This window comes from Nocardiopsis sp. M1B1, from assembly GCF_052466615.1.
The window spans coordinates 5,287,971-5,308,398 of the sequence record NZ_CP196194.1 but is presented as its reverse complement, the minus strand read 5'-3'; the positions used below and the strand labels follow the sequence as shown (position 1 = coordinate 5,308,398).

Here is a 20,428-nt window from a genome sequence, read left to right as displayed (position 1 = left end):
GTGACGCGACGGTGGTCGAACACCGCCGTCCACCCCAATTCCACAGTGAGAACCACCCGCTCCCCACCCCGGCGCAGAGTCGGGGCCGGTCCTCGGTAGTGGTCCCCGGACATTCCCTCAGGGCATGCCGTGGGCTTCGATCGATGACCGGCCGTCATCAACTCCGGGGCACGGACGCGGGAAACGAATCACCAGCGTCGGCACGCCTTCCGTGCCCGGCGCCACGAACGCGAACACGTGTAGTAGGAGGTCGCCCATGGAGGGCGTGTACTCGGCCGAAGCCGTCATCGACAACGGCTCCTTCGGCACCCGAACCATCCGCTTCGAGACCGGTCGCCTGGCCCGCCAGGCCGCCGGGTCGGCCACGGTGTACCTGGACGACGAGACCGTCGTCCTGTCCGCCACCACCGCCTCGAAGCGCCCCAAGGACAACCTCGACTTCTTCCCCCTGACGGTGGACGTCGAGGAGCGCATGTACGCCGCGGGCCGCATCCCCGGCTCCTTCTTCCGGCGTGAGGGCCGCCCCTCCGAGGACGCCATCCTCACCTGCCGCCTGATCGACCGGCCGCTGCGCCCGTCGTTCAGGAAGGGCCTGCGCAACGAGATCCAGATCGTCGAGACGGTCCTGGCCCTGCACCCCGAGCACCTGTACGACGTCGTCGCCATCAACGCGGCCTCGATGTCCACCCAGATCGCCGGGCTGCCCTTCTCCGGCCCGATCGGCGGCGTGCGCGTCGCCCTCATCGACGGCCAGTGGGTGGGCTTCCCGACCCACGCCGAGCTGGAGAACGCCACCTTCGACATGGTGGTCGCCGGCCGCGTCCTGGCCGACGGCGACGTCGCCATCATGATGGTGGAGGCCGAGTCCACGGTCCGCACCCTCAAGCTGGTCGCCGAGGGGGCCGTCGGCCCCAACGAGCAGACCGTCGCCGAGGGCCTGGAGGCCGCCAAGCCCTTCATCAAGGTCCTGTGCAAGGCCCAGCAGGCCGTCGCCGACCAGACCAGCCGCGAGCAGGGCGAGTTCCCGATCTTCCTCGACTACGAGGACGACGTGTACGCCGCCGTCGAGGGCGCCGTCCGCGAGGAGCTGTCCAAGGCGCTGACCATCGCGGACAAGCAGGACCGCGAGACCGAGCTGGACCGCGTCAAGGCCTCGGCCGCCGAGAAGCTCGCCGAGGACTTCGAGGGCCGCGAGAAGGAGATCGGCGCCGCCTTCCGCTCCCTGAGCAAGCAGCTCATGCGCGAGCGCGTGCTGCGCGACGGGATCCGCATCGACGGCCGCGGCCCCAAGGACATCCGCCAGCTGAGCGCCGAGGTCGGCATCCTGCCGCGGGTGCACGGCTCGGCCCTCTTCGAGCGCGGCGAGACCCAGATCATGGGTGTCACCACGCTCAACATGCTGCGCATGGAGCAGACGGTTGACACGCTCAACCCGGACAAGACCAAGCGCTACATGCACAACTACAACTTCCCGCCCTACTCCACCGGTGAGACCGGTCGGGTGGGCTCGCCCAAGCGGCGCGAGATCGGGCACGGCGCCCTCGCCGAGCGCGCCCTGCTCCCGGTCCTGCCCGCCCGCGAGGAGTTCCCCTACGCCATCCGTCAGGTGTCGGAGGCCCTGGGCTCCAACGGCTCCACCTCGATGGGCTCGGTCTGCGCCTCCACCATGTCCCTGATGGCGGCCGGCGTGCCCCTCAAGGAGATGGTGTCGGGCATCGCCATGGGTCTGATCAGCGAGGGCGACGAGTTCGTCACCCTCACCGACATCCTGGGCGCCGAGGACGCGTTCGGCGACATGGACTTCAAGGTCGCCGGCACCCGTGAGCTCATCACGGCCCTGCAGCTGGACACCAAGCTCGACGGCATCCCCGCCGAGCAGCTGGCGCTCGCGCTCCAGCAGGCCCGCGGCGCGCGCCTGGCCATCCTCGACGTCATGCAGGAGGCCATCGAGCGTCCGGCCGAGATGAGCCCGAACGCTCCGCGCATCCTCACCGTCAAGGTTCCGGTGGAGAAGATCGGCGAGGTCATCGGCCCCAAGGGCAAGATGATCAACTCGATCCAGGACGACACCGGCGCCGAGATCACCATCGAGGACGACGGCACGATCTACATCGGCGCCACCGACGGCCCCTCGGCCGAGGCCGCGCGGGACACGATCAACCAGATCGCGAACCCGACGATGCCCGAGGTCGGCGACCGCTACCTGGGCACCGTCGTCAAGACGACCACGTTCGGCGCGTTCGTGTCGCTGCTGCCCGGCAAGGACGGCCTGCTGCACATCTCGCAGATCCGCAAGCTGCACGGCGGCAAGCGGATCGAGAACCTCGACGACGTGATCAGCATCGGCGAGAAGATCCAGGTCGAGATCCGCGAGATCGACGACCGCGGCAAGCTGTCGCTGGTCCCGGTCGAGGTCGTGGAGGCCGAGTCGGCCCAGGCCGCCCCCGCCGCCGAGGACGAGGGCTCCCCGGCCGAGGAGGAGGACGGCGACAAGAACGGCGGGGAGGCCCCGCGCCGTCGCCGCCGCCGCAGCTCGGGCGGGCGTTCGGAGAACACCTGATCCTGACCGACGCCGGGGCGGTCGCACCTTGGGTGCGGCCGCCCCGGCGCGTATCCTCGGCCGGAACCGCCGGGTGGACCGGCCACCGACGTCCCGACGAAGAAGAAGGATCCATGAGCTCTGTCCCCATCGCCGCCGAGCAGGACCCGGACACGACCGTGACGCTGCTGGAGCCGGACGGCGGTACCGGACTGGTGCGCCGCACGGTGCTGCCGGGCGGCCTGCGCGTGGTCACCGAGGCCGTGCCGGGCGTGCGCTCCGCCGCGTTCGGGATCTCGGCGACCACGGGTTCCCGTGACGAGGACTCCGCGCACGCGGGCTCGGCGCACTTCCTGGAGCACCTGCTGTTCAAGGGGACCAAGGAGCGCTCGGCGCTGGAGATCTCCGCGCTGCTCGACGGTGTGGGCGCCGACCACAACGCCTACACCACCAAGGAGCACACCTGCTACTACGCGAAGGTGCTCGACCGCGACCTGCCACTGGCCGTCGACGTCATCGGTGACATGGTGGCCAACTCGGTGCTCGACGAGGGCGAGGTGGAGACCGAGCGGGGCGTGATCCTGGAGGAGATCGCCATGTACGAGGACGAGCCCGCCGACCTGGTGGACGACGTCTTCGCGGCGCACTTCTTCGGAGACTCGCCGCTGGGCCGACCGATCCTGGGCACCACCGACACCATCGAGGCGCTCTCCCGCGACCGCATCGCCGAGCAGTACCGCGACGCCTACGTGCCCGGCGAGCTGATCGTGACCGCCGCGGGCAGTCTGGACCACGACCTGGTGGTGGAGCAGGTCCGCGCGCTGTTCGCCGGGCACTCGGCCGCCGCCGGGGACGCCCGCCCCGCGCGCCCCCGCATCGGCGGCTCGCCGGTCGCCACCTACGGCGGCACGGTCGTGCAGTCGCGCGAGACCGAGCAGGCACACATCATCCTGGGGTCGGAGGGGCTCTGCCGCACCGACCCGCGGTGGCACGCGCTGCGGCTGCTCAGCGCCGCCCTGGGCGGCGGGATGTCCTCGCGCCTGTTCCAGGAGGTGCGCGAGAAGCGCGGTCTGGCCTACGCGGTGCACGCCTACAACGCCGACTACGCCGACACCGGCAGCTTCCAGATCTACGCGGGCTGCCTGCCGGAGAAGGCCGACGAGGTCATCGGGGTGTGCCGCGAGGAGCTGGCGAAGGTGGCCGCCTCGGGCATCACCGAGGAGGAGCTGACCCGCGCCAAGGGCCAGATCCAGGGCTCGCTGGTGCTGGGCAGCGAGGGCACCAACGCACGGATGGGGCGGCTTCTCTCGCACGAGCTGAACCGGCCCGGACACTACTCGATCGACGAGAGCCTGGCGCTGTTCGACGCGGTCACCGGCGCGGAGGTGGCCGAGGTGGCCGCCGACCTACTGTCGCGGCCGCGCGCGCTGGCCGTGATCGGCCCCTACGCGGCCGACCGGGTCTTCTGACCGGCTGGCCGGGAACGGCGCCGCTGTGGCGTACACGGCCCCGGACCGCTCCGCGCACGCGGAGCGGTCCGGGGCCGTCGCGTTCCGCCCTCAGACGGTGAGCCCGCGCACCAGGTCGCCGCGGGCCCGGGCGACACGCGAGCGGATCGTGCCCACGGGCACGTCCGCCAGCCGGGCGGCCTCGGCGTAGGACAGGCCCTCCACCTGGGTGAGCACGAACGCCTGCCGCCGTTCGGCCGCGAGGCCGTCCAGCAGGCACAGCAGGGCCACGTGCTCGTCGAACCGGACGGTCCGGCCGGGCAGCAGGTCCCAGTCGGCGGGGTGCACGCAGTCGGGGCGGGCCGCGTCGCGGCGGTAGCGGTCGGCGACGGTGTTGCGGGCGATGGCCAGCAGCCAGGTCCGCGCCGGAGCGCGTCCGGCGAACCGCGGCAGGCCGCGCAGGGCCCGCAGGTAGGTCTCCTGGCTCAGCTCCTCGACGCGGTCGGGGTGGACCCTGCGGGCGATGTAGCGGGCGACGTCGGGACGGGTGCGCCGGACGAACGCGTCGAGCGCGGCGGCCGAGCCCTCGCGGGCGGCGAGCGCCAGCCGGTCGAGTTCGCCGTCCCGTTCGCGCCCGCGTTCCTCCGCCTGCGGGGAGTCCTGCGAACGGGCGGGCTCGTCCGCTTCGGCCGCCGCGGGGGACCTCGGCGGGTCGGTGCGGTGGTCGCGCCGCGGACGGCGCGTCGGGCGGTCGGGGTGGGAACGGCGCGCCCGTGCCGGGCGCTGCTCCTGGAAGACGGTGTCGGTGGGCATCGGTGCTCCGGGTTCCGGCGTGCACCAGCGGCCCGGCGGCCGGTGGCCTCGGGCGGTGGTGCGCGCGGTGACGGGAGCGTGCGCGGCCGGTCCCCGACGGGGGACCGGTCCCGGGCACGCGGGGACCGGACACGCCTCCGGACGCACGCGCGGCGGCGCGGCGGTGCGGAGGACGCGGCGTGAGGGCGCTGACCCGGACACCCGTGTCCACTCAGGCGGAGCCGGGACCGCGCGGCCGTTCCCTCCGGGGGCACGACGCGGGGACGGCTCGGAGCCGGTCCCCGCGGAACGCGGTCGTCGGGGCGCAGGGCGCACTGGCCGCGCGGGCGCGGGCGGGGCCGGGTCAGCGGCCCGGCACGTGTTCGCGGACGCCGACCGCCGCGCGGCGGCCGGTGGCGCGGTCGAACACGGCCTACGCCGCAGGCGGCCCCCGCAGAACCAGGCTGTGCCGGAGGTAGGGCGCTGCCGGGGCGGGCGTCGCGCGCTCGGGGAGCGGGGCCGAGGGCACCCGCTCGGGCACCGGCCGCGGGACCGCGAGCACCAGGACGGGCAGCAGCGCGGCGGCGGCCAGGCGCAGGTAGGCGAAGAGCGCCGCCTCGCCCTGGCGTAGCCACCAGGCGCACACGGCGCCCGCCACGAGGTGGGCGACGAGCATCCGGGCGCCGCCCGAGGCGGCCTCGACGGCGGCGGGGTCGGCCGCGTGGGCACCGTGGGCGCCCGCCGCCTGGGCCGTGGAGAAGACCAGGTGCAGGGCCAGCTGGCCCCACGCCATCCATCCGGCGATCGCGCCGAGTCCGCGCTCGCGGCCGGTCGCGGCCCACGCGGAGGCGTAGACCAGGGCGGCGCCGACGAGCAGTCCGCCCAAGGGGACGGCGTGCTCGGAGGACAGCGCGTGGCCGCCCACGGACACGGCGGAGCACACCGAGGCGAACACCCCGGCGCGGGCCGCGCGCAGGGGTGGCCGCTCCGACATCTGGATCCTTCCGAAAAACTCTGGACTTCAGACCAGGGAGGAATCGGACTCCCGCGGAGCAGGACGGGAAACGGTGGTTCGTCCCTGGGTGGATCACCGCCCACCAGAATCACCGAACCCGCGAACCAACGCTGGAACCGGTGCTAGCCTAACTCGCGTCGGCTCAGACGAGAACCGAGTCGGCCTACCGCCGGGCTGGCGGGAAGTGATGTCTGTGGAGCTGATGTAAGACCGATGGGCGGCGCCCCGTCCCCCGCCGTTAGTTCGGGTCGGCAACCGGCTACGAAGCAGAAAGCTCAACCCGTGAGGGAAGAATCTCCCCGCTTCAGCTGGGAGAGAAGTCAACGTCGCACCCGTTCCGGGCCTCCGCCCGGGGGCGGGCCGAGCGGTCGGCCGCGCGGCGGGGACCGCGTACCGCGCTCGCGGAAGCGACCCCATACGGCCCCGGAGGCCGGAACCGGTCGCCGGGGCCGGGGCCTCATCTCTCCAGCAGGGTCTGTCCCACGTACCCTCCCTCCGCGCAGCCCGGCGGGACGGCGAACACGGCCGAGCCCACGGCGGTCACCCACTCGTTGAGCAGGTCCAGTTCGTCCAGGCTCCGCTGGATGGGCACGAACTGGCGCAGCGGGTCGGCCTGGAAGGAGGCGAACAGCAGCCCTGCCTCCTCGCCGCCCGAGCCGCGCTCGTCGTAGTTGTAGGCGCGTCGGAAGATCCGCTGGTCCGGGTCGTCTGTGCGGGCCCGCCTGATGTGCGCGAAGTCCGCGATGACGGTCAGCCCGGAGGCGTCCGTGGCCTCCAGGTCCGCCTCGTCGTGCTCCTCGGCACCGGTCAGCGGCGCGCCGTTGTCCAGGCGGCGGCCGATGACCGCCTCCCGGGCGGGCCGGTCCAGCTCGTCCCAGGTGTCCAGGTGGGTGGCGATGCGGCGCAGCACCAGGCTGGTGCCCCCCTTGAGCCACCGGGGCGGGTCCCCGCCCCAGACCAACCGGTCGAAGTCCCCGGTTCCCGGCGCCGGGTTGACGGTCCCGTCCACCTGTCCCATCAGGTTGCGCATGCTGGTGCCCTCGGGCTGGGAGCCGTGGGCCCGGCGGAACCCGCTCTGGGTCCACCGCACCCGCGCGAAGGCCCGCGCGTCCTTGAGCATCATCCGCACCGCGTGGGAGACGGTCACGGGGTCGTCCGCGCACACCTGGAGCAGCAGGTCCGCCTCGCCCCAGGCCGGGTCGAGCCGGTCGTGCCCGAACTCGGGCAGGGGGCCGAGCCAGTCCGGCACCGCGTCGGGGTCCACCCGCTCCACCAGACCCCGCCCGAACCCGAACGTGGTGGTGAGCCGGGCCGGGACCAGGGCGAGTTCGGGCTCGGTGTCGGCCAGGGCGGGCTCGCCCCGGGACAGGCGGGCCGCGTCGTCGCTGAGCAGCCGCAGGAGTCGGCCGACCGCGTCCGCGTCCGTCCCCGGTTCCAGGTCCAGCGCGACGAAGGTGCCGTGCGTCTGCGGCGGGGTCTCCACGCCCGCCTGCCGCACGCCGTGGAACGGCACGGTCAGCGTGCCGTTGAGCGGAGGCGCCTGGGGGGCCGCGGCCGGTTCCGCGGCCCACCGGTGGGCGAGCGCGCCCCCGGCCGCGCCGACACCGGCCGCCGCACCGCCCAGGAGCAGCCCTCTGCGGCTGAGCCGGGACTCGCCGCCCATCAGTGGTCCCCGTGCCCTTCGTCCCCGTGCGCCTCGCCGCCCTCGCCCTCCGCTCCGGAGCCGTGCCCTTCGTCCCCGTGCCCCTCGCCGTGGCCGCCCTCGTACTCCTCGTTGGCCCCGGCGTAGTCCTTGACCGCGGCGGTGAACTCGGTGGTGGAGCCGTCGGAGAACTCCACGGTGACGGTGGCCTCGGCTCCCGGTCGGAGGTCCTCGGCCAGCTCCATGAGCATGATGTGGTCGCCGCCGGGCTCCAGGGTGGCGCTGCCCCCGGCGGGGATCGAGAACCCGCCCTCCTTCTCGCGCATGGTGGCGTCGGTCCCCTCGGAGACGACCTCGTGCAGCTCGACCAGCCCGGCCGCGTCGTAGTCGGCCGAGACGACGGTGATCTCCTCGTCGGAGCCGTTGGCCAGCACACCGAAGACGCCGGTCATCCCCTCCTCGGCGGTGACGGCCTTGATCCAGGGGTCGGTCACGGAGAAGGCGTCGGCGGCGGTCGCCGCGCTGTCGGCGGCCTCCTCCGCGGGGGCGGCGCCCTGTTCCTCCGCCCCGCCGCAGGCGGTGAGGGCGAGGCCGAGGCAGAGCAGTGAGGCGGCCCATGCGGTACGGCTGGTGCGGATGCGGTCCATGTTCCCTCCGGGGGTACGAGCCGCGTTCTCGCGGCCGTTCCCCCTACGGGTCGGATCGCGGGGCCGTCCGGTTCCCGGCGTTTGGGCGCCCCGCGCCACAACCGGTCCGCGCACGCCGACGGGGCGGGCCCGGCCGTGCCGGACCCGCCCCGTCTGCCGTGGCTAGGACCTCTTCGGCGTCCGCTTGCGGACGGCGATGCGCTTGGGCCCGCGGGCGTTGGCGGCGCCGTGCACCACCACCTCCAGCAGCCCCTCGCCGTAGCTGGCCTCGATGTCCTCCTCGTCCACGGCCTCCGGGAGGCTGATCTCCCGGCGGAACGTGCCCATGAACCTCTCGGAGGAGTAGTAGACGACGTCGTCCCCGTCCCGGCGGCGCTCGCCGCTGATGGTGAGGATGCCGTTGTTCAGGCTCACGGCCACGTCCTGCTCCTGGACCCCGGGGACCTCGCAGCGGACGATCAGGTCGTTGCCCCGGGCGAGGATGTCGGTGGGCGGGCTCCACGCGTCGGCGTGCCCGCGCTCGCGTTCACCGGCGTTGCCGGTCTCCATCGAGGACATGCTGTCGGAGATGCGGTTCATCTCGGTGATCATGTCCACCACACCGTGGAAGGGGTTGTGGAACCTCCTCGACGCCACGGCGGCCTCCTTTCCTCGTGCTGACGGGAATCTCGTGCTGACGGGAATCTAGTCGCGCGCCCGCTTCTCCGGGGAGCGGTCGGACGGGGGGCGGTCCTCGGCGCGCTGCTCCCTGGGGCCTCCGGGCCTGGGTTCCTCCGACAGCGCCTTCATCAGGCCCCAGACCATGAGCAGCAGGATGATCGCGAAGGGCAGACCGGTGACCACCGACGCGGCCTGGAGCGCCGACAGCGCGTTCTCCCCGCCCAGCACCAGCAGGATCAGGGTGACCGCGCCCTCGCTGATGGCCCAGAAGGCGCGATGGGCCTTGACCGGCTTGAGGCTCCCGCCGCTGGCGAGCGTGTCCACCACCAGGGAGCCGGAGTCGGAGGAGGTGATGAAGAAGACCGCCACCACGATGATCAGCAGCACGGAGATGATGCCGCCGATGAGCGGCCCCCCGGGCAGCAGCTCCAGGAGGCGGAAGGACCGGTCCTCCTCGCTCAGCGCGCTCAGTCCGGCGTCCCCGAACAGCTCGTAGTACAGGCCGGAGCCGCCGAACACCCCGAACCACAGGATGGACACGGCGACGGGGGCGAACAGCGCCCCGATGACGAACTCGCGGATGGTGCGGCCGTAGGAGATCCGGGCCAGGAAGATGCCCACGAACGGGGCCCAGGAGATCCACCAGCCCCAGTAGAAGATGGGCCACGCGGTGGTCCAGGCCGCCGCCGTCTCGTCGATGAGCGGGCTCGGGAAGGCCAGACTCCACTCGACGATGTTGCTCAGGTACTCGCCCGTGCCGGTGGTCATGATGCTGGCGATCCACAGCTTGGGGCCCAGGGCGAAGACGACCACCAGCAGCAGGAAGGCCAGCCACAGGTTGATCATCGACAGGCGGCGGATGCCCTTGTCGATACCCGAGAGCACGCTGAAGAGCGCGATCGCGGTGATGAGGATGATGATGACCGACTGCACGGTGGCGTTCGAGGGGATGCCGAAGACGTGGTTGAGCCCGCCGTTGATCTGGAGGGTGCCCAGGCCCAGCGAGGTGGCCAGGCCGAAGATCGTGCCGAAGATGGCGAGGATGTCCACGACGTTCCCGGGCCAGCCGAAGGCCCGGTCGCCCAGGAGGGGGTAGAGCGCGGAGGCGGGGCGCAGGGGCAGGCCCTTGCGGAAGGCGAAGTAGCCCAGCGACAGGCCGAGCGCGATGTAGATGGCCCAGGGGTGGAAGCTCCAGTGGAAGTAGCTCAGGGCCAGGGCCTCGCTCGCCGCCTCGGGCGGGGGCGGTTCACCCTCGGGGGTGACGAACTCGGCCGAGCGCGGCGAGGTCAGGTGGTGGATGGGCTCCGACACCCCCCAGAACACCAGGCCGATGCCCATGCCGGTGGTGAACAGCATGGCGAACCAGGCCAGCGTCCCGAACTCGGGCCTGGAGTCGGCCGGGCCCAGCCGGATCTTCCCGAACCGGCTCAGCATGAGGAAGACCGCCATCACCAGGAAGAAGGTGGTGGACAGGACGTAGACCCAGCCCAGCTTCTCACCTATCCAGTCGCGCGTGGCGGTGGCCGCGTCGAGCATCGGCTCGGTGGCCACGATGCCGACGATGACGAAGGCGAGGATCACGACCCCGGAAACCCCGAAGACCGTGGGGTTGGTGTGTTCTCGGATGTACTCGCGTAGGGATGAGATGCTGGCTCCTTCCCAGCCCCGGAGGGTCGCTTTCCCTGGTCGGGGGATGACGGACCGGTGCGGGCACCGGCCCACGGACATGTCTCGTGGGATGGTAGGTGCCAGAAGCCTTTTCGTGAAGCAACCGCACAATCGTGGAGTGTTGTCCTACGAGCGGCGAAATATCCCTTGCGGTGCCATGGGCCCTGACTGGACACGTGACCGCATATGTCCGCACGTATCGGGGTAGGAGAGGTCACCCTCGTTCCGCTCGTCCCCTGCGGGTGCCATGCTCACGGCCGCGACCGCCGCCCCTTCGGACTCACGGCTCCGTCTTCGCGGACAGCCGGTCCAGAGCCGTGCCGATCCGGTCCAGCCAGTCCGTGATCGTGGCCAGCTCCTCCAGCGAGTATTCGGCGTGCGCGGCCGTCATCGCCTCGCGCATGCCGGGCGCGGTGGCGGGCAGGCGCGAGGCGTCGCCGGTCAGCCGGACGGCGACCTTGCGCCGGTCCTCGGGGTGGCGGGTGCGCTCGGCCAGACCGTGCGCCTCCAGGCGGTCGATCACCCCGGTCACCGAACCGGTGGACAGGCACAGGCTGTCGGCGATCTCGCCCGGCGTCATGGAACCGCCCACGCGCAGCAGTGTGTAGCACTGGAAGTCGGTCGGGTTCATCCCCGAGCGCTCCGCCATCCGGTGCAGCATGCGGATGAGCCGTACGGCGAGTCGCTGCCCGTCGGTCTGCAACGCGTCGTAGAGTTCGGCCCGCGACCTGACCTCGGGATCCGCGGTTCCGGACCCTTCGAAGCCGGTGGGAGAGGATGCGGCCGACGCGGTGTCCATGGTTCCTCTCTCGCGTTCGTGGCCGGTGGCTCCGGCCGTTCCTGGAATTCTAAGCGCCACCGGGACGTACGAACCCTCTCCGGGAGGCGCACCCCTCCACCAGCGAAGGGTTTGACCCTCGCAGAGGGGGAAGTAGTTCGGTTGCCAAGATTCATGGAAACCGAGTTGCATTGTCCGGATGCTACCCGGGGAGGACACCGTCAATCCCATCCTGAACACCCACAGGCACCCGCGCCCGCCGGACGCCGGAGTCGCCGACGAGCGCTCCGCCCTGGAGGAGTCGCTCAAGGACTACCTGGAGCGCAGGCTCCGCGACTCAAAGGACCTCGACGGAGAGTTCGGCCGGGACCTGGCCGGCACGACCGTCCGCTTCACCCTGGACGGCGGCAAGCGGATGCGGCCCCTGCTCGCCTGGTGGGGGTGGCTCGCGGGCGGAGGCGCCCCCTCGGGGGAGACGGCCCGCGCCGCCCGCCAGGCCTGTGCCGCGGTCGAACTCGTCCAGACCTGCGCGCTCGTCCACGACGACGTCATGGACGGCTCGCCGACCCGCCGGGGCCGCCCCTCGGTGCACGCCGCGCATGCCCTCGAACACGAGCGGGACGGCCACGTCGGCGACTCCCGCCGGTACGGGGAGGCGCTGGCCGTCCTCGTGGGCGACCTGGCCCTGGTCTGGGCCGACGACATGCTCAACGAGGCCCTGCCGGGCGTGCCCGAGTCCGGCCGAGCCCGGGCCGTGTGGCGTGACCTGCGCACCGAGATCATGGCCGGGCAGTTCCTCGACGTGCGCGCCCAGGCGCGCCGGGAGCGCTCGGAGGAGGCCGCCCTGCGCGTGGACCTGCTCAAGACGGCCTCCTACAGCGTCGAGCGCCCCCTGCACCTGGGCGCGGCGATGGCCGGGGCCGACCCGGCGGCGGTGGAGGCCCTGCGCGGCTACGGCAGGGACGTGGGCATCGCCTTCCAGCTCAGGGACGACCTGCTCGGCGTCTACGGGGACAGCTCCCGGACCGGCAAGCCCGTGGGCGAGGACATCCGCGAGGGCAAGTGCACGCTGCTGCTCGTGACCGGCACCCGCCTGGCCCGCGAGCGGGGGGACGACGCCGCGCTGCGGCTGCTCGACCGGATCGGCCTTCCCGGCGAGGACGTGGACCCCGCGGAGGCGGCCGACGCGCTGGACCGCCTCGGCGCGCGCGACCTGGTCGGGGCCAGGTGCCGTGAGCTCGCCGAACAGGGCCGGGCGCGCCTGGAGGGGCTCGACGCGCCCGCCCACGTGCTGGAGGGGCTGGGCGGCCTGGCCTCCCGGATCGCCCGTGACCGTGTGTGACCCGCCAGGCGGGGAAGGTATCCGCAACACCGGAGAGGAGCACCACCGTGCCTGAGGAGACCCCCGAGCCGCCGCCTCCGCCCCGGTCCGGGCCCGGGCCGCGCGGACGCGGTCCCGTGGTCGTCGTGGGCGCCGGCCTGTCCGGCCTGGCCTGCGCCCTGCACCTGCTGGGCGCGGGACGCGAGGTCGTCGTGGTCGAGCGCGAGGCGCACCCGGGCGGGCGCGCGGGGCGGCTCGACCTGGACGGCTTCCAGATCGACACCGGCCCCACGGTGCTCACCATGCCCGAACTCCTGGACGAGGCGCTGGGCGCGGTCGGCGAGACCGTGGCCGACCGGCTGGACCTGGTGCCCCTCAGCCCCGCCTACCGCGCCTCCTTCGCCGACGGCTCGGTGATCGACGTGCACACCGAGCGCGAGGCGATGGCCGCCGAGGTCGCCCGGGTGGCCGGGCAGCGCGAGGCCGACGGCTACCTGCGGCTGCGCGACTGGCTCACCCGGCTGTACCGGGTGGAGATGCGCTCGTTCATCGACGCCCGGTTCCGGTCCCCGCTGGACCTGGTCCGACCCGACCTGTTCCGGCTCGTCGCGATGGGCGGCTTCGGCAGGCTGGCCCCGGCCGTGGGCCGCCACGTGCGCGACGAGCGGCTGCGCCGGATCTTCTCCTTCCAGTCGCTGTACGCGGGGGTGGCGCCGGAGAGCGCCCTGGCCGCCTACGCCGTCATCGCCTACATGGACACCGTCGCCGGGGTGTACTTCCCCCGGGGAGGGATGCGCGCCTTGGGCGACGCCCTCGCGGGCGCGGTCACCAAGGCCGGGGGAGACGTCCGCTACGGCCAGGAGGTCGCGCGCCTGGAACGCGCGGGCGACCGCGTCAGCGCCGTCGTCACCGCGGACGGCGAGCGCCTGGCCTGCGACCAGGTGGTGCTCACCGCGGACCTGCCCGCCGCCCACCGGCTGCTCGGCCACAAGCCCCGGCGCCCCGTGGCCGCGCGCTACTCGCCCTCGGCGGTCGTGCTGCACCTGGGCACCGACCGCACCTGGGAGCGGCTGGGACACCACACCATCTCCTTCGGCGCCGCGTGGAAGCGCACCTTCACCGAGATCATCCGCGAGGGCCGCACCATGAGCGACCCCTCCCTGCTGGTCACCCAGCCCACCCTCACCGACTCGTCGCTGGCCCCGGAGGGGCGCCACCTGCTGTACGTGCTCGCCCCGGCGCCCAACCTGGCGGCGGGCCGCATCGACTGGGACCGCGAGGGCCCGCGCTACCGGGACCGCCTGGTCGGGGTCCTGGAGGAGCGCGGGTTGGAGGGGCTGGACGCCTCCGTGCGGGCCGAGCACCTGGTCACCCCGGCGGACTGGGCGCGGCAGGGGCTCGCGCACGGCACGCCGTTCTCGCTGTCGCACACCTTCGCCCAGACGGGGCCGTTCCGTCCGCGCAACACGGTCCCCGGCACCTCCAACGCCGTCCTGGCCGGGTGCGGGACCACACCGGGGGTCGGCGTGCCGACCGTGCTGATCTCGGGGAAGCTCGCCGCGGCCGAGGTGGTCCGCAGAACCGGAGGCGGCCGATGAACACGGGAGCCGCCGAACTCGACGCGGCCGGGATCACCGACGGGCCGCTGCGGGAGGCCTACCTCAGGTGCCGGGCCCTGCACGCCCACCACGGGCGCACCTACTACACGGCCACGCGGGTGCTGCCGCCCGAGCACCGGCCCGGGGTGCACGCCCTGTACGGCTTCGCGCGGTGGGTGGACGACATCGTCGACGAGCCCTCGCCGGGCGCCACGGTCGCGGACCAGACCGCGCGCCTGGACGTCATCGACGCCGACCTGGCCCGGGTCCTGGACGGCGAACCCGCCCGGGACCCCGAGGCGGCGCCGGTGCTCTCCGCCCTGGCGCACACGGTCCACCGGTACGAGCTGCCGCACGCCTACTTCACCGCGTTCATGGCCTCCATGCGCATGGACCTGACGGTGGCCGGCTACCGCGACCTGGAGCACCTGCGCGAGTACATGTACGGCTCGGCCGCGGTGATCGGCCTCCAGGTGCTGCCGGTCCTGGGGACGGTGGCGCCGCGCGAGGAGGCGGCCCCGCACGCCGCCGCGCTGGGCGAGGCCTTCCAGCTGACCAACTTCCTGCGGGACGTGGCCGAGGACCTGCGGCGCGGCCGCGTCTACCTGCCGGAGGAGGCGCTGGCCGCGCACGGTGTGGACCGCGAGCTGCTGGAGCAGTGCGCGCGGGCCCGGGAGCAGCATCCACGCGTGCGGGAGGCCCTCGCCGACCTGGTCGAGGTCAACCAGGGCTTCTACCGGCGGGCCGAACCGGGCATCGCGATGCTCTCCCCCGTGGCGCGCCCGTGTGTCGCCACCGCCTTCCGGCTCTACCGCGCGATCCTGGACGAGGTGCGTGCGGCCGACTACGACGTGTGGAGCGTCCGGCACCGCGTCTCGGACACCCGCAAGGCGGCCGCCGCCGTACCCGCCCTCGCGCGGTCGCTGATCGCTCGCTCCCTGCGCGGCCGGGTGCCGCGCCCGCGGACCGGCTGAGGACGCGCGGTCCGTCCCCGACCCCTCGAACGACGTACCTGGAGGACCCCGTGACACTGCCCGACCCGCGACCGCGGCGGCTTCCCCTGCGCCGCATGCCCGCCACCACGTGGAGGAAGCAGGAACCGACCTGGCGGGAGGGCTCGCCCTCCGTCATCGGGTCGGCGCTCAAACGCGCGCTCGCCCGGCCCTCGGGGAACTGGTTCGTGCTGGCCGCGAGCACCGAGGTCCGCGCGGACCGGCCGTTCGGACGCGTCGTGGCCGGAACCGAGCTGGTGGCCTGGCGCACCCCGGACGGGACCGCGCACGCGGGGCCGGGCGCCTGCCCGCACCTGGGCGCGCCGCTGTGCCGGGGCGCGGTGGACTCCGGACGCCTGGTGTGCCGGTGGCACGGGTTGTCGCTGGACGGCGGCGGCTTCCCCGGGTGGGACCCCTACCCGGTGCACGACGACGGCGTCCTGGTGTGGGTGCGCCTGGACCGGGAGGGCGGCGAGGAGCCCCTGGACGAGCCGGTGGTCCCCGAGCGCCCCGCGCTGCCGGGGAGCCTGGTGGCGGTGGAGAGCCTGGCGGGGCGGTGCGAACCCGAGGACGTGGTGGCCAACCGGCTCGACCCCTGGCACGGCTCGTGGTTCCACCCCTACTCGTTCGTGGGGCTGAAGGTGACCGAGGTGCCCAAGGGAGCCGACCCCGACCCGGACCGCATGGTGGTGGACGTGGGGTTCCGGGTGGCGGGCCGGTGGGGCGTGCCGGTGCGCGCGGAGTTCCGCTGCCCGGACCCCCGCACGGTGGTCATGCGCATCATCGAGGGCGAGGGCCTGGGCAGCGTGGTGGAGACGCACGCCACCCCGCTGGGCGTGGACGACAAGGGCGTGCCGCGCACGGCGGTCATCGAGGCGACCGTGGCCAGCTCGGAGCGGATCGGCTTCCTGCTGGCCCGCAAGCTGGCGGGTCCGGTCGTGCGCCCCGTGATGCGGATGGCCGCCCGGCGCCTGTGGAAGGACGATCTGGACTACGCGGAGCGCCGGTACCTGCTCAGAAGCACCGGCCGCTGGCCCGGCTGAGCCCCCGGCACGCGGTCCCCTCGGGGGAGTTCCCGTCTGAAGGGCCGGTGTTCTGCTGTAACGGCCCGTACGGGGCTGACTGACGGGCTGGCCGAAAACGTTGCTGGTGCGAGTTCAGGAGATTCCGCCCGTAGCGAGCCCGTACTCGTGGCGTGTTCCGGGCGCCGGACCTCGACACGGGTACACGGCCGTGCCGCGCGGCACCGGACAGGTGGGCCATTGCGGTCAGCCCGCCAGGCGGCGGTCCCTTCCGGCGGATTGCCAGCACCGGCGCGTCGGGATGATGATGGGGACCAGGCGGAGTTCCGAGTCCGACGGCGTCCGGACAGCCACCGACCCCGCGGTCCGGTCCGCGGAGGGACCACACGCCGACCAGGGCCGCGCATCCGCCTCCGCACGGACGCGCGGTAGGACGAGTCGGCCGAGGAGCCCTCATGAGCGCACCCCAGACCACCCCGGTGACCGGGACCGCCATCACCCACCCGATCACCGTCGGCAGCCCCGAGTTCCTCGCCGACCCGCACGCGCACTACGCGTGGCTGCGCGAGAACGCCCCGGTCTACCGCGGGCGCATGGCGTACATGGGCGAGCAGGACGTGTGGCTGGTCTCCCGTTACGCCGACTGCCGGAAGCTGCTGAGCGACGCACGGTTCCAGCGCTCGCCGCAGGGCCGCGGCCCTGCGATGATCGCGCGGATGCCGGACTCGGTCCGTGAGCCCATGCGGCTGCTCACGACCTCCAGCATGATCATGATGGACGACCCCGGACACCGGCGACTGCGCGGGCTGGTGGTCAAGCCGTTCACACCCAAGGCGATCGCCCGGCTCGGCGACCGGGTCGGCGACCTCGCCAACAGCCTGCTCGACGAACTCGAACCCTCCGGTCGGACCGAGCTGCGCGAGCGGTTCGCGCTGCCGATCCCGGCCACGGTGATCAACGAGATGGTCGGGGTGCCGCACGAGGACCGCGACCGGTTCGGCCGGGGTATGAAGGCCCTCATCACCGGCCTGGCCGAGATCGGCCAGGCCGACTGGGTCCGGGAGGTGAACACACTGACCGGGTTCGTCCGCGAGCTGATCGACCGCAAGCGGTCCGACCCGGGCCCCGACATCCTGACCGGGCTGATCCAGGCCGAGGAACAGGGCGACCGCCTCTCCGACGACGAGCTCGTCGCGATGGTGTTCCTGCTGGTCACCGCTGGCTACGAGACCACCTACAACCTCATCACCAGCGCGGTGGTCACCCTGCTGGACCATCCGCGCCAGCTCGCGCGGCTACGGGACGCGCCGCAGGACGAGGCCCTGTGGCGCGGCGCGGTCGAGGAGATCCTGCGCTACGGCAGTCCGCTCGGGGGGACCAAACCGGTCACCACCGTCGAGGACGTCACCTGGCACGGCACCACGATCCCGGCCGGGTCGTCGGTCATCCCGCTGCTGGGCGCGGCCGACCGCGATCCGGCGGCCTTCGACGCACCGGAGGTCTTCGACATCGGCCGTCACCCGAACAACCACCTGGGCTTCGGCCACGGCGTGCACTTCTGCCTGGGTGCGAACCTCGCCCGCATGGAGACCCGGGTCGCGCTGGGCACGCTGTTCGGGCGCAATCCGAACCTGCGGCTGGCCGTCGACCGTTCCGAACTCGAATTCGAGCCCCTGCCGTTCTGGACCCGCTACCGTGAGCTCCCCGTCCACCTCGGCTGAACCGCCCGAGGGCGCGCCGCCGCCCTCGGCTCCGGGCTCCCGCGGACACCGGGCCACCTCTGCCGTGAGCCGGTGAACCTCCTCGGCCACCGTACTGGCGGGACCGCTAGGACATCCTGGACCACCGGGCGAGCGCCCGCAGCGGCACCGACCGGCCCCGCCGGGGCACGGTCCACACCGTGTGCCCCGGCCGCCCCCACCGCGACAGCAGGGCGTTGGCCGCGAGCAGACCGCTGGTGGCGGCGCGTTCCATGAGGGCCACGGGCAGGTCGGTGCGCACGTGGTCGCCCGCCACCGTCACGAACGGGTCGGGCGTGGTCACCCCGCACCGGTCCCGGTGGCTGCCGGGCGCGAACAGCGGGCAGTCCGCGCGCAGTTCGTGCCGGGCGTCCACCGCGCGGACCCCGCGCAGCTCCGGGTAGACGGACTCGGCCTGTTCCCGGAGCCGGTTCCGTTCGTACTCGGGATGGCACCCCTCCTCCAGCGCGTAGGCGTGCAGCTCCACCACCGACCCGCCGGTGCGCCGGGCCCACTCGCGGGCCTCGTCCTCGTACCGTTCCAGCACGCTGATGTTGTCCAGGGTGGGGTAGCCCGCCGTGCCCAGGAAGGCGGGCCGGTGCGGGCGCACGGGCCGGTCCAGCCAGTAGCGCGACACCAGGAACGGGGGAGCCGTGCGCACCCGGGCCATCCGGCCGCGCCAGTCCGGTCCGCCCAGTCCCGGCGAGGCCGCCACCAGGTCGCGGGTTCCGGCGGGGTCGGCGGCCAGCACCACGGCGTCCGCTCCCTCCTCGAAGAACTCGCCCCCGACCGTGCGCCCGCGCAGCGTGAACCGGCTCCGCGGTTCCCGGCGCTCCGGTTCCCCGCCCTCGCGCGCCCGGCCCGCCTCCTCGACCAGCACGCCGGTCCGCAGCCGGACCCCGCGCTTGGCCAGGTAGCGCTCCAGGGGGTCCCACAGCGCCTGCGGGAACGGCGAGCCCGGCACGTCGAACACCAGACCCTCGGACGAGCCGAGGAAGTACACGTGGAACATCAGCGCGAGTTCGGCGGCCGACAGCACGCCGGGGTCGGAGAAGAAGCTGCGGGTGAACACCTCGAAGGCCAGGTGCCGTGCCGTGGGCGGGAAGCGCACCGCGTCCAGCAGGTCGCGGGCGCTGAGGTGGTCGAGCCGCTCGTACACGCCTGGCACGTCCACGTCGAACAGTTGCAGGGCCGCGGGCAGGTTGACCCGTGCCATGTCGCGCGCCGGGAAGCTCGGGCTGGTCGCCGCCAGGACGGCCGCGTTCCACGGCGGGGTCGCGGGCAGCCCGGAGAAGCGGTCGCGCGGCCCGTCCCGGTGCACCAGCGGGTAGTCCGTGAGCGGCACCAGCGCGCCGAGCCCGGGGTCGCCGCGGCGCAGCAGGGCGCGCAGGTTGTAGTACTGCCGGAAGAACGCGTGGAACCCGCGGGTCATGGTCGCGGGCGAACCGTCGGAGAGCGTCGTGGCCCAGCCGCGCAGCCGCCCCCCGAGCGAGGGTTCGCGCTCCAGCACCGTCACGTCCACGTCCCGCTCGGCCAGTGCGCAGGCCGCCGCCAGCCCGGCGATGCCGCCGCCGACCACGACGGCGCGGGGCCTCCCGGCGGTCGCGGGGCCGGTCGGCGGGGCGGGCGGGACGGCCTCGGCCAGGGGGTCGCGGACGCCGGGGGGACGGCCGGACCCGTCGGAGGCGGGGCGCGCCCCGGGGCGCCCCTCGCCGTCAGAGCTCGTCAACGCGGCCCCCCGGAGCGCTGTTCGGAGCGCCTTTCCGAACGCTGTTCAGAGCGCTCTCCAGAGCGCCGCTCGAAGCGCCGTTCGGGCGCCGTCCCACGAACGTGTGCGTGACCCCGTACTGCCAGCCCGGCAGCGGCGCGCTGGCCACCGACTCCAGGCCCGCGCGGCGCATCCGGTCCAGCAGCGCGCCGCGGCCGTCGAACTCCAGAACGCTGCGCCACAGGTAGCGGAACAGGTCCGCCCGGCCGGTCAGAGCCTTGCCCGCCGGGATCACCACTCCCCAGCACACCGCCGACCACACCGCCCGCGCCGACACCGAGTCGGCCACGGAGTACTCGTGCAGGACGACGCGGCCGCCGGGTTTGAGCAGCGCGCGCACGGAGGCGAGCAGGGCGTCGGGGTCGGGGCAGTTGCGGATGAGGTAGGCGCCGAACACCGCGTCCACCGGGCCGCCCACATGCTCCCGGGCCCACTCGGGGGTCAGTTCCTCGGCCCTGGCCCGGTGGAAGGAGACGGACTCCGGCCACCGCTTGGCGCGGGCCGCCTCCAGCATTCCGGGCGAGGCGTCCACGGCCGCGATCCGCGCCCGGGGCAGGGCGCGCAGCAGGGCGGCGGTGGAGGCGCCCGTGCCGCACCCGAGGTCGAGCAGGCGCAGCCCCGTGCCGTCCCAGGGCAGGCCCAGCCGCCTGGCGGAGACCCGCAGGTGCGCGTGGTAGCCGGGGTTGGCTCCCACGAGCCGGTCGTAGGCTCCGGCGGCGTGGTCGAACTCGTCGGTGACCGCGCCGTCCTTCATGGCGTGCGTCGTGGTGTCCACGTTCTCCTCCCGGGGGGTGTTCGC

General features: G+C 73.5%; 16 protein-coding genes. 7 read left to right on the top strand and 9 right to left on the bottom strand.

The annotated features are described in order from the left end of the window. The first annotated feature begins 256 nt into the window (after positions 1–256). Entirely contained in the window at positions 257–2,560 is a 2,304-nt protein-coding gene (locus ACSTA4_RS22985; protein WP_248771748.1) for a polyribonucleotide nucleotidyltransferase, read from the top strand. 113 nt (positions 2,561–2,673) lie between these two features. Further along, on the top strand, positions 2,674–4,008 hold the full coding sequence (locus ACSTA4_RS22980) for a M16 family metallopeptidase (RefSeq protein ID WP_444960981.1): 1,335 nt from the start codon (positions 2,674–2,676) through the stop codon (positions 4,006–4,008). Positions 4,009–4,098: 90 nt separating this feature from the next. On the opposite strand, the gene ACSTA4_RS22975 is transcribed toward ACSTA4_RS22980, so the two are convergent. From ACSTA4_RS22975 to ACSTA4_RS22945, 7 genes are all read right to left on the bottom strand, one after another. Continuing rightward, positions 4,099–4,800, bottom strand: a complete 702-nt coding sequence (locus tag ACSTA4_RS22975) for a sigma-70 family RNA polymerase sigma factor (protein ID WP_444960980.1) — start codon at positions 4,798–4,800, stop codon at positions 4,099–4,101. A 412-nt stretch (positions 4,801–5,212) separates the two neighbouring features. Further along, entirely contained in the window at positions 5,213–5,773 is a 561-nt protein-coding gene (locus ACSTA4_RS22970; RefSeq protein ID WP_444960979.1) for a hypothetical protein, read from the bottom strand. A gap of 478 nt (positions 5,774–6,251) precedes the next feature. Further along, complete coding sequence (locus ACSTA4_RS22965) at positions 6,252–7,457, bottom strand: Dyp-type peroxidase (RefSeq protein ID WP_444960978.1); 1,206 nt, start codon at positions 7,455–7,457, stop codon at positions 6,252–6,254. Further along, positions 7,457–8,083 carry a copper chaperone PCu(A)C gene (locus ACSTA4_RS22960; RefSeq protein ID WP_444960977.1) on the bottom strand — a complete coding sequence of 209 codons (627 nt, stop codon included), beginning with the start codon at positions 8,081–8,083 and terminating at the stop codon, positions 7,457–7,459. The genes ACSTA4_RS22965 and ACSTA4_RS22960 overlap by 1 nt, the downstream gene beginning before the upstream one ends. Positions 8,084–8,245: 162 nt before the next feature. After that, the gene (locus ACSTA4_RS22955; protein ID WP_248771742.1) at positions 8,246–8,719 is read right to left on the bottom strand and encodes an Hsp20/alpha crystallin family protein; all 474 of its coding nucleotides are present in this window, start codon (positions 8,717–8,719) and stop codon (positions 8,246–8,248) included. 48 nt (positions 8,720–8,767) lie between these two features. Beyond that, entirely contained in the window at positions 8,768–10,471 is a 1,704-nt protein-coding gene (locus ACSTA4_RS22950; protein ID WP_444960976.1) for a BCCT family transporter, read from the bottom strand. Positions 10,472–10,691: 220 nt separating this feature from the next. After that, positions 10,692–11,210: a MarR family winged helix-turn-helix transcriptional regulator gene (locus ACSTA4_RS22945; protein ID WP_444960975.1), complete on the bottom strand. Its 519-nt coding sequence runs from the start codon at positions 11,208–11,210 to the stop codon at positions 10,692–10,694. A 178-nt stretch (positions 11,211–11,388) separates the two neighbouring features. Between ACSTA4_RS22945 and ACSTA4_RS22940 the strand changes: the two genes are divergently transcribed. The 5 genes from ACSTA4_RS22940 (at position 11,389) to ACSTA4_RS22920 (ending at position 17,843) form a co-directional block, all read left to right on the top strand. Then, the gene (locus ACSTA4_RS22940; protein ID WP_444960974.1) at positions 11,389–12,531 is read left to right on the top strand and encodes a polyprenyl synthetase family protein; all 1,143 of its coding nucleotides are present in this window, start codon (positions 11,389–11,391) and stop codon (positions 12,529–12,531) included. A 116-nt stretch (positions 12,532–12,647) separates the two neighbouring features. After that, positions 12,648–14,108: a phytoene desaturase family protein gene (gene crtI, locus ACSTA4_RS22935; RefSeq protein ID WP_444964251.1), complete on the top strand. Its 1,461-nt coding sequence runs from the start codon at positions 12,648–12,650 to the stop codon at positions 14,106–14,108. Next, positions 14,105–15,082, top strand: coding sequence for a phytoene/squalene synthase family protein (locus tag ACSTA4_RS22930; RefSeq protein ID WP_444960973.1), 978 nt, complete (start codon positions 14,105–14,107; stop codon positions 15,080–15,082). Before crtI ends, ACSTA4_RS22930 begins: the two co-directional genes overlap by 4 nt. A 50-nt stretch (positions 15,083–15,132) precedes the next feature. After that, a complete protein-coding gene (locus ACSTA4_RS22925; RefSeq protein ID WP_248771737.1) occupies positions 15,133–16,143 on the top strand; it encodes a DUF5914 domain-containing protein in 1,011 nt (336 codons plus the stop codon). 434 nt (positions 16,144–16,577) lie between these two features. After that, a complete protein-coding gene (locus tag ACSTA4_RS22920) occupies positions 16,578–17,843 on the top strand; it encodes a cytochrome P450 family protein (RefSeq protein WP_444960972.1) in 1,266 nt (421 codons plus the stop codon). Between the two features lie 106 nt (positions 17,844–17,949). On the opposite strand, the gene ACSTA4_RS22915 is transcribed toward ACSTA4_RS22920, so the two are convergent. Both ACSTA4_RS22915 and ACSTA4_RS22910 read right to left on the bottom strand, forming a co-directional pair. After that, entirely contained in the window at positions 17,950–19,590 is a 1,641-nt protein-coding gene (locus ACSTA4_RS22915) for an FAD-dependent oxidoreductase (protein WP_444960971.1), read from the bottom strand. Then, positions 19,577–20,404 carry a class I SAM-dependent methyltransferase gene (locus ACSTA4_RS22910; RefSeq protein ID WP_444960970.1) on the bottom strand — a complete coding sequence of 276 codons (828 nt, stop codon included), beginning with the start codon at positions 20,402–20,404 and terminating at the stop codon, positions 19,577–19,579. Before ACSTA4_RS22910 ends, ACSTA4_RS22915 begins: the two co-directional genes overlap by 14 nt. Between the last annotated feature and the right edge of the window lie 24 nt (positions 20,405–20,428).